This window comes from Streptomyces sp. NPDC043853 (genome assembly GCF_056436025.1).
In genome coordinates, this window is record NZ_JBWKDJ010000006.1 from 489,660 (window position 1) to 502,233 (window position 12,574).

Annotated in this window: 9 protein-coding genes; 2 read left to right on the top strand and 7 right to left on the bottom strand. The window is 73.3% G+C overall.

Annotation, left to right across the window (positions count from 1 at the left end):
• Nucleotides 1-25: 25 nt before the first annotated feature.
• The 3 genes from AC067U_RS19055 to AC067U_RS19065 all read right to left on the bottom strand — a co-directional run bounded on the left by AC067U_RS19055 (nucleotide 26) and on the right by AC067U_RS19065 (nucleotide 3,176).
• Nucleotides 26-1,087: an ACP S-malonyltransferase gene (locus AC067U_RS19055; protein ID WP_478830889.1), complete on the bottom strand. Its 1,062-nt coding sequence runs from the start codon at nucleotides 1,085-1,087 to the stop codon at nucleotides 26-28.
• Nucleotides 1,088-1,278: 191 nt separating this feature from the next.
• Nucleotides 1,279-2,130: an ABC transporter permease gene (locus AC067U_RS19060; RefSeq protein WP_478830890.1), complete on the bottom strand. Its 852-nt coding sequence runs from the start codon at nucleotides 2,128-2,130 to the stop codon at nucleotides 1,279-1,281.
• On the bottom strand, nucleotides 2,127-3,176 hold the full coding sequence (locus AC067U_RS19065) for an ABC transporter ATP-binding protein (RefSeq protein ID WP_478830891.1): 1,050 nt from the start codon (nucleotides 3,174-3,176) through the stop codon (nucleotides 2,127-2,129). Before AC067U_RS19065 ends, AC067U_RS19060 begins: the two co-directional genes overlap by 4 nt.
• Before the next feature lie 530 nt (nucleotides 3,177-3,706).
• On the opposite strand from AC067U_RS19065, the gene AC067U_RS19070 reads away from it, so the two are divergent.
• Nucleotides 3,707-4,351 (top strand): thioesterase II family protein, encoded by a 645-nt coding sequence (locus tag AC067U_RS19070; RefSeq protein ID WP_478830892.1) that lies wholly within the window; start codon nucleotides 3,707-3,709, stop codon nucleotides 4,349-4,351.
• Nucleotides 4,352-4,432: 81 nt separating this feature from the next.
• Nucleotides 4,433-5,842: a class I adenylate-forming enzyme family protein gene (locus tag AC067U_RS19075; protein WP_478830893.1), complete on the top strand. Its 1,410-nt coding sequence runs from the start codon at nucleotides 4,433-4,435 to the stop codon at nucleotides 5,840-5,842.
• Nucleotides 5,843-5,980: 138 nt separating this feature from the next.
• On the opposite strand, the gene AC067U_RS19080 is transcribed toward AC067U_RS19075, so the two are convergent.
• The 4 genes from AC067U_RS19080 to AC067U_RS19095 all read right to left on the bottom strand — a co-directional run bounded on the left by AC067U_RS19080 (nucleotide 5,981) and on the right by AC067U_RS19095 (nucleotide 12,474).
• Complete coding sequence (locus AC067U_RS19080) at nucleotides 5,981-7,642, bottom strand: flavin monoamine oxidase family protein (protein ID WP_478830894.1); 1,662 nt, start codon at nucleotides 7,640-7,642, stop codon at nucleotides 5,981-5,983.
• 302 nt (nucleotides 7,643-7,944) lie between these two features.
• Nucleotides 7,945-8,709, bottom strand: coding sequence for a 4'-phosphopantetheinyl transferase family protein (locus AC067U_RS19085; protein WP_478830895.1), 765 nt, complete (start codon nucleotides 8,707-8,709; stop codon nucleotides 7,945-7,947).
• The gene (locus AC067U_RS19090; protein ID WP_478830896.1) at nucleotides 8,706-9,668 is read right to left on the bottom strand and encodes a metallophosphoesterase family protein; all 963 of its coding nucleotides are present in this window, start codon (nucleotides 9,666-9,668) and stop codon (nucleotides 8,706-8,708) included. Before AC067U_RS19090 ends, AC067U_RS19085 begins: the two co-directional genes overlap by 4 nt.
• Nucleotides 9,649-12,474, bottom strand: a complete 2,826-nt coding sequence (locus AC067U_RS19095) for a helix-turn-helix transcriptional regulator (protein ID WP_478830897.1) — start codon at nucleotides 12,472-12,474, stop codon at nucleotides 9,649-9,651. The genes AC067U_RS19090 and AC067U_RS19095 overlap by 20 nt, the downstream gene beginning before the upstream one ends.
• Nucleotides 12,475-12,574: the final 100 nt, after the last annotated feature.

Here is a 12,574-nt window from a genome sequence, read left to right on the forward strand (position 1 = left end):
CCCGTCCGCGGTCCCGCCCGCCGGCTCAGGCGCCGCGGCGGGGGCGTTCCGCCCGCGACCGGTCCAGCGCGCGCTGCCGGTCCCGTTCACGGTCCCGCTTCTTCGGCAGGCCCACGGCGACGACCTCGAAGGCGTCCTTGGTGATGTCCAGCCGGTGGAAGAGGTTGTCGGGGCCGGTGACGTACAGCGTGCCCACCCCGAGCCCGCGGAGCGCGTCCACCATGCCCGGCCAGTGGATGGGCCGGTCGAAGGTGTCCAGCATCATCGTCCGGACCCCGGCGGCGTCCCGGACGACCGATCCGTCGTGGTCGACGACCACGGGGAGGGAGGGATCGGCGAACGCGTAGGAGGGGAAGACCTCCTCCTCCGCCTTGCGGCGCAGCGCGGAGAAGGCCGCCGCGTGCACGGGCGGCCGCATCGAGTACATGGAGTAGCCGCCCGCGGCGCTGATGCCGGCCTTCAGGCCGTCGAGGTCCTTCTCCCGTACGGAGAGCATGTGGAACCCGGCGTCGAGCCGGCCGGAGAGGTCGTACCAGGCGCCGCGGTCGTCGAACCCGGCGAGGATCTCGTCCAGCCGGTCCTGCGGGGTGCGGACGAAGCAGTGCGTGACCACGTCCTGGTAGGCGCCGGCGAAGTACTCCTCCTCGCACGCGGCCAGTTCGGCGGTCAGCCGGACGACCTCCGGGAAGGACAGCGACCCGACGAAGGCGGCGGTGGCCTTCTGGCCGAAGCTGGGCCCCGCGCACACGTCGGGCGTGATGCCGAGGGTGTCGACGGCACGGTCGGCCAGCGCCATCGAATTCACGAGGAAGGCGATCTGGAAATCGACCGAGTAGTCCTCGGCGGCGTTCCGGAACCGGTCGAAGACGGAATGGCCGAGCACGTCGTCGGCCTCCGCAAGACGGGCTCGGGCATAGGGGTCGAGGAGCAGGAACTTGCCGACCTCCGCGAACGAGGCCGGGCCCATTCCGGGGAAGACGATGGCGTTTCCGGTGCGGGTAGCGGTGGAATCCGCGGAGTTCTCTGCGGGAGTGTCTGCGGGAGTTCCGGTGGGAGTTTCGGCGGGGGCCTCGGCGGAACGGGTCATGGTCCGTGAATACCTTTGCTTTCGGGACGGCCAGGTGCGGGAGAGGACTGCCTGGAAGGATTTCGCGCAAGGGCGCGGGGAAAGGGAATGGGGAAAGGGCACGGGGAAAGGGCACGGGGAAAGGCCCCGTCCCCGGCCGGCGCGGGGTGCGCCGGTCCGGGCACGGGGCCGGAGGGGGAGGAGGAACGGGGTCAGTCCTGGGCCCTGCGGTGGAAGCCCTTGATGCCGATCGTCCCGAAGAGCAGGATCGCGGCGGTCAGCGCGGACAGGCACACCCACAGCGGGATCGAGCCGGGTCCGCCGGGCGGCAGGAGCAGGGCCCGGATGCCCTCGCTGACGTAGGTCAGCGGGTTGAGGGTGCACAGCACCTGGAACCAGCGGACGTCGGCCAGGCCGTGCCACGGGAACTGGGTGCAGCCGGTGAACATCAGCGGGGTCAGCGTCACCGCGAAGACGATGCTGATGTGCCGCGGCGGGGCCAGGGTGCCGATGGTCAGGCCCACCGTGCTGCCGGCCAGCGCGCCCATCAGCAGCACGCCCACCGTGGCCGGGAAGCTGTCCATGGGCCAGGACGCGTGGTCCAGGACCAGGAAGCCCATCGGGATCATCAGCAGCGAGGCCACGATGCCGCGCAGCATGCCGAACACCAGCTTCTCCACGGCCACCAGCGTGGTGGGGATGGGAGCGAGCAGCCGGTCCTCGATCTCCTTGCTCCAGGAGAAGTCGATGATCAGCGGCAGGGCCGTGTTCTGCAGGCTCACCAGGAAGCTGTTGAGCGCCACCACGCCGGGCAGCAGGACCTGCTGGAAGCCGCCGCCGGTGTAGCCGAGTTCGCCGAGGACCTTGCCGAAGACGAACAGGATGAAGAACGGCTCCACCAGCACCTGGGCGAGGAAGGTGCCCAGTTCGCGGCCGGTGACGAAGACGTCCCGCCAGAGGATGGAGAAGAACGTGCGGGTCACCGAGCGGACGCCGGCCGGGGCCGGCCGCAGCTCCTCCGGGAATCCGGCGACGGCGCCGGGGACGGTGGCGGCGGAGTTCATCGCAGCTCCCGGCCGGTCAGCCCGATGAACACGTCCTCCAGGGTCGCGGTGCCCACTTTGATGTCCTTGATGTCGTAGCTCGCCGCCGTCAGGGTGGTGACGGCGGCCTGGAGCAGCGCGCCGGACGGCGCGTCGCTGTACAGACGGAGGCGTACGGGCGCGTCCGGGGCCGCCGCGGCCGGCACCGGGCCGGAGGCCGCCCCGGAGGCCGCCCCGGAGGCCGGGCCGTCCGCGGTGCCCGCCGGGTCGGCGGGCCCGACCGTTTCGACCCGGGTCACCGCGTCGAGCTTCTCCAGCAGGCGGACGGCGTCCACCGCGCCCCCTTCCCCCGGCCGCACCGTGAGCGTGCAGGCGGTGCCTCCGAGGTTCTCCATGAGCGCCTGCGGGGTGTCCAGGGCGAGCAGCCGCCCGTGGTCCACGATGCCCACGCGGTCGCAGAGCCGGGCGGCCTCCTCCATGTCATGGGTGGTGATCACGGTGGTCACACCACGCCCGCTCAGCTCGGCCACCCGTTCGTGGATGAACAGCCGGGCCTGCGGGTCGAGTCCGTTGGCCGGCTCGTCCAGGAACAGCACGTCGGGCCGGTGCATCAGGGCCCGGGCGATCATCACGCGCTGGGCCTGGCCGCCGGAGAGCCGGTCCCCGCGGTCCTTGCCGCGGTCGCCGAGCCCCACCCAGTCGAGGCACTCGTCGGCGAGTCGGCGCCGTTCGGCCCGGCCCATGCCGTGGTAGGCGGCATGGAAGGTCAGGTTCTGCCGCAGGGTGAGCGACTGGTCGAGGTTGTTGCGCTGCGGTACGACGGCGAAGGCCCGGCGCGCCCGCGCGGGATGGGCCACGACGTCCACGCCCTGGACGAACGCGCGTCCCGCGGTCGGGGCGACGCGGGTGGTCAGGACCCCGATCGTCGTCGTCTTGCCGGCGCCGTTCGGGCCCAGGAACCCGAAGACCTCGCCCTGCCGGACCGAGAAACTCAAGCCGTCCACCGCCGGGCGGTCACGGTCCCGGTACTTCTTGACCAGTCCGTCGACCACGACAGCGGAATGCACGGGTCGTTCAGATTTCATTTATGCCTGCGAATCACGCGGGACGCCTTGACGGCCGTCCGGCAGTCCGTGCGGGGAGTTCCGCAGGGCCGGCCGTACGTCGGGCGCCGACTGAATGGGACACGGAAGTGATCTGTGCCATGTCTAGCACGCGCGAACGCGCGAGGGGCCGCCGGCGCCCGCGCTTAGGGGGGAATGGGGAAACACCTAGGGGGGAATAGGGGTGATCGCCTATTGCCTCTCCGGAATATGCTCGCAGCATCGCCGTGTGACCGTGCCGGACCGACCCGACCGCCTCACCGTTCCGCGAGGAGACCCGTGAAAAGACACGTCCTTGCGGGGGATTCCGGCACCCGTCCGCACCCCCTGCCCGCCGGCTCCGCCGGGTTGCCTCCCGCAGGCGTGCTCCCCGGCGACGGGTCAGGCGTCCACGGCACAGCACAGACCCGACCATGAGGCACCTCCGCACGGGAGGCGCCGGCCGTACGCCCGACCGCGAGCCGGGCACCACCCGAGGCGGAGTTCCAGGGAGCATGACCCTTGCGCACAGCCGGCCCCCGGTCGAGGGCTACACCCCCGACGAGGTCGGCCTGATCCAGGTCCGGCAGCCCGCGCTCCCGAGCAGCTACCGCATGATCTGCTTCCCGAGCTCGCAGAACTCCCCGCTCTGCTACCTCGCCATGGCCGATCTGCTGCTGCCCACGGTGGAACTGCTCATCGTGCAGTACCCCGCCGTGCCCGCGGCCGAGGAACTCGAACCGGAGTCGGGCGCCCTGCTCGCCGACCGGGTCTTCGAGTCGGTACGGGGCTGGGCCGACCGCCCGTTCGCCCTGTTCGGGCACCGGCTCGGCGCCGACCTGGCCTACTCGGTGGCCTGCCGCTTCGAACGGGAGACGTACGCGGCACCCCTGACCCTCTTCGTCTCGGGTCAGAACGCCCCCGGCCACCGGCGCAGCCTCGGACCGCCCGAACTCGACTGCCGTGTCGTCGCCCTGACGGCACACCACGACCCGCGCGCCACACTGCACGGGGTCCGCTCCTGGCGGCGGGCCACCTCCGGCCGGTTCGACCTGGAGGTCTTCCCCGGCGCCCAGGGATACCTCAGGTCCTACCGCCGGGAGGTGGTCAACATCGTCCACGACCAGCTGATCTCCCTCGGCGAACCCGACCCCGACTGAAGGCGCCCCCGACCCACCGCCGGCCGGCGCACGTACGTCGCCGGCCGTGTCACGTCCCAGAGGAAGGACATTGTGCGACCGATGACCGCGAAGATACTGGCACCCGATGCCGTACGGACCGTCGAGGACTTCGAACAGGACGCCCTGCGGGTGGCCGAGGCCATCCGCGAACGGGGCGTGGGCCTCGGCGACCGCGTGATGCTCAAGGCCGGGAACTCGGCCGGCTACGTGTGCGTGCTGTACGCGCTGATGCACGTCGGCGCCTCGATCGTCCTCGTCGACCAGCAGGAACACCCGGAGGAGACGCGCCGCATCGCCGTGCGCACCGGCGTGAAGGTCACCTTCGTCGACGACGACACCCCCGTCTACGCAGACGCCGACGCCGTCCACCTCTACGAGCTGATGGTCGCCGTCGCCGACCACGAACCGACCGCGTCCGCCCTGGACTTCAGCGCCTGGGCCGAGCTGCCCGATGGCCTGGTCATGTGGACCTCCGGGTCCACCGGATCCCCCAAGGGCGTGGTGAAGTCCGGCGCCGCGTTCCTCCGCAACCTGCAGCGGAACGCGGACCAGGTCGGGCACCGGGCCGACGACGTGCTGATGCCGCTGCTGCCCTTCGCCCACCAGTACGGCCTGTCGATGGTGCTCATCGCCTGGCTGACCCGCTGCTCCCTGGTGATCGCCCCCTACCGGCGGCTCGACCGCGCCCTGCGCATGGCCCGCGACGCCGGGGTCACCGTCATCGACGCCACCCCGTCCAGCTACCGCAGCATCCTCGGCCTGATCGGCCGCAAGCCGTCCCTGCGCGACCACCTGGCCGGCACCCGCATGTTCTGCGTCGGCGCGGCCCCGCTCGACGCCCCGCTGGTCGACCGGTACGTGGCCGAGTTCGGGCTGCCCCTGCTCGACAGCTACGGCTCCACCGAGCTCGGCAACATCTCCTTCGCCACCCTCGACAATCCGGTCGCCACCGGCAGGGCCATGGAGGGCATCCGGCTGCGGATCGTGGACGAGGAGGGCCGGGAGCTGCCTGCGGGCGAGACCGGCGAGATCCAGGTCGAGACCCCGGACGCCCTCCTCGGCCAGATCGCCGAGGACGGCACCGTCGTCCCGGCCCACGCCACCGGCTGGCAGGCCACCGGAGACCTCGGCCACCTCGACGCCGGGGGCAACCTGCACGTCCTGGGCCGCAAGTTCGCCGTGCACCGCATGGGCTACACCCTCTACCCCGAGCTCATCGAGCGGAAGGCCGCCGCCCACGGCTGCTCCACCCGCATCGTGCCGCTGCCCGACGAACTGCGCGGCTCCCAGCTGGTGTTCTTCGTCGAGGACGAGGAGATGCGGGACTCCGGCCACTGGCGGGAGCGGCTCTGCGCCGTGCTACCCGCCTTCGAACAGCCCAACAGGGTCGTGGTGCTGGAGCAGTTCCCGCTCAACCGCAACGGCAAGCCCGACAAGAAGGCCCTCGCCGTGCTCGCCGCCGAGTCCTGAAGACCGGTCCGTAAGCACGCCGAAGGCGCCCCCGCCCCGTAGGCGGGGGCGCCTTCGTGCCCCGTGCGGCTCCGGACGACGCCCGGTCCGCAGCCCGTCCGCCAGTACGTCCGCCGGTACGTCCGGGTCGCCGTACGCTCAGCCGTCGTAGGGCAGTTCGACGGGCGCCAGGGAGTCGAAGAGGTCCCCGGGACCCGGGTTGTCCGGGTGGGTCGCCCCGCCCAGCCGGTCCACCACGCCCCACACGGCGTTCAGCGCCGTGGTGACGGCGCCCTCCGCGAAGCCGCCCGTCCACGACACGTCGTCCCCGCACAGGAAGAAACCGCGCTCGCCGTCCGGCAGTCCGCGCTGCATGAACTGCGTGAACAGCCTCCGCTGGTAGCGGTACTGGCCCGGCAGGTTCGCCTTGAAGGCGCCCATGAAGTGCGGCTCGTTCTCCCACGTGACGGTGAGCGGACCACCGATCACGTGAGACCGGATGTCCAGTCCCGGATAGATCCCGGCGAGCTTCCCCAGCAGCACGTCGAGCCGTTCCCGCGGGCTCAGCGTGGACAGCTTCAGCGAGTCGTCGTTCCAGGTGTACGACAGGCACATCACGCCCGGCCGGTCCGGTCCCTCGTCGAACAGGTAGACCCCGCGCGGCATCCGGTCGGTGAGCGTCATGCTCATCACCGGCAGCCCCGTCGCGGGGTCCACGTCGTGCCAGAACGGCCGGTCCGTCAGCACGAACAGCTTGGACGAGCCCATGTAGTGGGTGCGTTCCACCGCCGTCCACAACGGTGCGCTCAGCAGCGCCGGATCGGCCTCCACCCGGTTCAGCAGCGTCCACACGTGCGGGGTGTACACCACGGCCGGGTACCACTCCCGCCGGCCGTCGGCGTCGGTGACGGTGAACCCCGCGCCGTCCCGGGCGACGGCGCGCACCTCGGGCCGGGGCGCCCCGTCGTGCAGGGAGGCCAGCGAGGTCCCCGCGGGCCAGTGCGCGCAGTCCCGCGGCCGGTGCTCCCACAGCCCGCGCGGCACCTGCTGGGAACCGCCGTGGATGGCCACCTGGTGGTCGTCGGCCTCGGTGTAGACCACCCGCAGGATCTCCAGCAGCGAGTTCGGGAAGTCGGTGTCCCAGCCGCCGGTGCCGAAGCCCACCTGACCGAAGACCTCCCGGTGGCGGAACGACCGGAACGCCGAACTGGTGGCGAGGAAGCCGTGGAAGGACTGGTCGTCGAACTCCCGGACCAGCCGGTCCCAGACGTGCTTCAGCGTTCCGACGTCGCGCCGCCGGACGGCGTCCCGCATCGTCGCCAGCTCCGCCCGCTCCTGCAGCGCCTTCTCCCAGGCCGCGGCCACCTCCTGGTACACGTCCGGCAACTGCTCCGCGGTGCGCACGGCGTGCCGTACGCCGCCCAGGTCGATGAGGGTGCTCGGGGTCTGCGGGGCCAGCGGGTTGGGGAACGGGCCGGTGCGCAGCCCCAGCAGGTCGATGTAGTGGAACAGGGCGCGGGCCGACAGCGGGAAGCGCATCGCGCCCATCTCCGCCACACAGCCGGAATCCCCCGGGAAGGGCACGGAGCGCATCCGGCCGCCCAGCTGGTCGGCCTCGTGGACGACCGGGCGCAGGCCCAGCCGCATCAGCTCGTACGCGGCGGTCAGGCCCGCCATGCCGCCGCCGACCACGGCCACCGGTGTCCCGGCCCGCCCGGGCGGCAGCGAGCCGAGGCCGGCCGGGTGGCGCAGCCAGCCGTCGTAGGAGAACGGGAAGTCCGGCACGAGCATGGAGGTGCGGGCCGGGCTTGCTGATGTCATCTGAGTACCTCTCGGGCCGGTGCGACATCGCTTCCAGGGAACCGGGACGCGCCGGACACAGCAGGGAACGCGGAACCGCTGCCGGTGCCGTCCGGGTGGGCCGGACCGCCCCGGACCGGTTCGCGGTGCAGGAGGCCGCGGGCCCGGCGCGAACCGGCGGACCCGTCGGCGGACACGTCCGAGCCGGTGGACACGGGAGGGCGCGGACGGCGGGAGGCCGCGCGCCGTCCGGCGTACGCCGTGCACGGCCGGTCCGGTCCGGTCCCCGCACGCTATGCAGCGGCCCGGGAGCCGGACAACCCCTACCGACCCGGGCGACCGACCCCGCCCTCCGCGACGGCCGCCGCGGGCAGGCGCACGGGCACGCTGATCGCGGTGACCACCAGGCCGCGGTGCACGATCCAGCGGCCGTTGAAAGCCGACACCGGGTGCCCGTCGGGAGCGGTCCCGGGGCGCAGCACGCGGGCCCGGAACGTGCCGGTGCGCGCACCGGCGGCGGCCCGTCCGGCGGGGCCGCCGCCCTCGGTGCCGACGGGGCCGTCCTCGCGGAAGGAGATGGCCGCGTCCTCGAAGTCCAGCTCGGTCCCCACCAGGGGGTACCAGGTCTTGTACACGGCTTCCTTGGTGCTGAACAGCAGCCGGTCCCGGTGCAGCGGGGCCGCCCCGGCCGGCGGGGTGCGCACCCAGGCGAGCTCCGCGGGGAGGGCCGTGGCCTCCAGCACCCCGCGGGGCAGCGGCCGGTGCACCTCGGCGTCGATGCCGACCGCCATCAGATCGGTGTCCCGTGCGAGCACCGCGGCCCGGTACCCGGCGCAGTGGGTCATGCTGCCCACGACCCCGGCGGGCCAGCGCGGCGCGTTGCGCTTCCCGGGGAGGACGGGGGCGGGCGGGAGCCCGAGGGCCGCCAGCGCGCGCCGGGCGCAGCCCCGTACGGTGGTGAACTCCTCGCGCCGCTCGTTCGGTGCGGCGGCGACCAGGGCCGCCTCCTCGGGGTACAGCACCGCGGCCCCGTCCGGTCCGAAGGCCTCGCTCGCGCCCGCCTCCCGGGGTACCAGCGTCTCGATCACGTCCGGGCTCCCTCGCCGGTGCCGGCGGCCGTACGCGCCGGAGTGCCCGCGGACGGCGGGCCGTCCCCGGGACCGTCGGGGTGCGGCAGGATCTGCCGCAGCAGGCCCTTGGGGTGTCCGCGGCGGCGCCACTCGCGCGGGTAGCCGATCGACACCTCCTCGAAGCGCACGCCGTCGTACCGGGTGGTCCGCGGGATGTGCAGGTGCCCGTAGACCACGGCGGCGGTCGGGAACCTGCGGTGCCAGTCGGCGGTGAGCACGGTGCCGCACCACTGGGCGAACTCCGGGTGCCACAGCACGTCCGTGGGCTCGCGCACCAGCGGGTAGTGATTGACCAGGACCAGGGGCAGTGCCGGGTCGTGCGCCTCCAGCCGGCCCAGGGTGTGCGCCACCCGGGCCCGGCACCAGGAGTCCCGGTCCGGGTACGGGTCGGGGTGCAGCAGGTACTCGTCGGTGCAGACCACGCCCGCCTCGTGGGCGCGGGCCAGCGACTCCTCCTTGGTGGCGGTGCCCGCCACCCGGAACGTGTAGTCGTACAGCAGGAACAGCGGCGCCACGGCGGCCGGACCGCCGGGTCCCCGCCACACCGGCCACGGGTCCTCGGGGGTGACCACCCCCAGCCCGCGGCACATCTCCACCAGGTACCGGTAGCGTTCCTCGCCCCGCGCCTGGACCGGGTCCTCGCGCGGTGTCCACAGTTCGTGGTTGCCCGGAGCCCACACCACCTTGGCGAACCGGCCGGCCAGCAGGCGCAGTGCCCAGGCGATGTCCTCGGTCAGCTCGCCGACGTCGCCGGCGACGAGCAGCCAGTCGTCCGGGTGGCCCGGCCGCAGCGACTCCAGGATGGGCCGGTTGTCGGCCATTCCGATGTGCAGGTCGCTGACCGCGAGCAGCTGCGGCCCGGACGGGACGGCGGCGGCACCGGCCGCGGCGGCGGGTTCAGGCAGTATGTGCGACATCTGGGTCCCAACTCACCGGCAGGTCCTGACGGCGTGTGATGTTGATCTTCCGGTAGACGCGGGTCAAGTGCTGTTCCACGGTACTCACCGTGATGAACAGTTTTGCGCTGATCTCCCGGTTCGTGTGGCCGTGCGCGGCCAGCGCCGCCACCCGCCGTTCGGCGTCCGTCAGCGAGGACACCGCGTCGGCCGCCGCGGGCCGGGCGGGGCCCGGACCGTCCGTGTCCACCGGGACGGGCGGCTCGTTCTGCGGGGCCTGATCGGCCTGGAGGCTGCGGGTGAGCTCCCGGGCACCGCAGGCCTCGGCGATCCGCCACGCCCGGCGGGCGCAGCTCTTGCCCTGCGCCGCGTCGCCTAGCTGCTCGTACGCCGCTCCCAGGTCCGTCAGCGCCAGTGCCAGCCCGTGCGCATCGCCCTCCCGCTGGAGCAGCGCCACCGCCTGCTCCAGCAGCGCGGGCCGGTCGGGCAGCGGCCGGGCGCCGGCCAGCACCCGCAGGGCCAGGCCGCGCACCCGGGGCCCGGCCCCCGTGGCGAGCTGTTCCCTGGCGAGCCGTTCGGCCTGCCCGTGGTTGCCGAGGGCCAGCGAGGCCTCCGCGACCCCGACCCGCCAGGGCGCGAGGCCCTCCCGGTCCAGGTTCCAGTCGCGCATCAGGTTCCCGCAGGCCGTGAAGTCGGTCAGCGCCGCGTGGTGCCGCCCCGTGGCGAGCCGGTGACGCCCCCGCGCGTACAGGTAGTGCAGGCCGTAGCGGGTCAGCAGCAGTTGCTCCGGCACCGGGTGGTCCACCAGCGCCGCCGCCGCCTCGTGGTCGCCCATCGCCGTCCGTGCCTCGATGAGGGCGGACAGGGGGAGGCCGATGCCCACCCCCCAGCCGTGCGGCGGCAGGTGTTCCAGGGCCTCCTCCGCCAGGGCCCGGGCCCGGGCCAGTTCACCGCGGCGCAGCGCCATGTGCGCCCGGATCGCCTGCATCACGGCCGTCCAGCCGGGGGCACCGCGATCGGCGGCCTCCTCCAGCATCCGGTCCGTCCACGCCGTCGCCGAGCCGAGCCGTTCCGCGTACAGCAGGGCCAGCAGGCACGCCCGCACGGTGACGTGGGTGTCCTCGTCGAGCCGGGTGCCGGCCAGGATCTGCTCGGCCTGCGCGGTGAACTCCGCGTCCGTCGCGGCCCGGTCCCGTCGTCCGGCCGCCGCGCCCGGCCCGGCGCCCGCGCCGAGCACGCCGTGCAGCGCCTCCAGGCCGGCCGTCGCCGCGTCCTGCGGCCCCGGAGCCCCCCCGAGGGGCTCCGCGCGTTCGAACGCCGGGTGCAGTGCACCGTCCAGCCGGTCCGTCAGCGTCGGGTAGGTGGAGGCCAGCATCAGCCGTACGCACCGGAGTTCGTCGGCCGGGGGTGCCTCGGGAGATCCCGGGATCGCGTCGAGGGCGTACCGGATGGCGACCGCCGCGTCCTTGATCCAGCCGTTCCACAGCAGGTTGCCGACGAGCTGGAGGGATTCGCTGACCGGCAGCGTGCCCTGGTGCAATGCCGCGTTCAGCGGCGCGAGCTCGTGCACCCAGGCGGACGGCTTGACCCGCCAGATGAACTTGGCGGTGCTCGCCCGGAGCTGGAGCCGCTCCCGTTCGTCCCGCGAGCACTCCTCCGCCAGGCGCAGGCAGCGCACCGCGAACCCGACCCGCTGCGACGCGAGCGCCGTGTGCGCTGCGGCGCTGAGCACCCCCGGCACCCACTCCTCGTCCAGCCCGTCCGGCCCGTGCCCCAGCAGGTGAGCGGCGACGGCCGTCGGTGCGGCCCCCGCCTCGTACAGCAGCCGCGCCGCCCGTCTGCGCAGATGGACCACGGCGTCGTCGGTCAGGCTCTCCAGCACCGCGGTCCGCACCGCGCCGTGCCGGAACCGCTCCCCCTGGAGGATGCCCGCCTCGGCCAGGGCGTCCACCACCTGCTGCACCGTCCGCTCGTCGGCCTTCACCAGCCGGGACAGCAGCGGCGGCCGGCCGGCGCTGCCCAGCAGCGCGACGCCCTGCGCGACCCGCAGGCCGTCGCCGCCCGTGCGGTGGATGCATATCAGCGCGTTCTGCAGGAACTGCTCGCCCGCCGGCACCCCGGAGGCCGTGTCCGTGCCCTGCTGCCGGGATGCGTGGTCGTCGAGGAGGCTGCGCACCAGCAGCGGGTTGCCGCCGCTGGCGGCGTGCAGGGAGGCGGCCAGGCGGGCGGTGTCCCCCGAGCGGCCGGTCAGCATCCGCTCCACCCCGGGCGCGCTGAGCGGGCCCAGCCGCAGGCGCAACCCTTCGATGCCGCCCAGGAGTTCCTCCAGGACCCGCGGTCGTACCGTGCCCGCGTCCGGGCCGTGGGTCACCATCACCGAGAGGCGCACCGCAGCCGATCCGGCCCGGTCCAGTGCGTACCGGAGGCAGTGCAGCGACTGGGGGTCGGCGTACTGCACGTCGTCGACGGCGATGAGGAGGGGCCCGCGCGCCGCGAGCCCGGCGAGCCTGGCGTGGAACGCGACGAGGGTCTGCACGGGCACGGGGTCCCCGGGACCGGCCGGCCCGTGGAGGGGGAGCGGGCCGCCGGCGTCCAGGGTGTCGCGGAGCAGTTCCTCCACCACGCCGAAGGGGATGTGCCGTTCGGCGGCGGAGGTGACCGCGCTGAGGACCCGGACACCCGAGTCGGCGGTCCGCTCCAGCACGCGGTGGAGCAGGGCCGTCTTGCCGGACGCGACCGGGCCGCCGATCGAGGCGATCCGGCCGCGGGACCCGTCCGCGCCGGTCACCCAGGAGGTCAGTTCGGCGATCTGTTCATCCCGCTCCACCAACAAGGCTGTCGCCCTCCCCGATGAGATTCAAAACGACGCACGTCGGTTGCCAGTCATGACGTGGCTATTCCTTCGAGTTACCGTGCCGCAGGCAGAA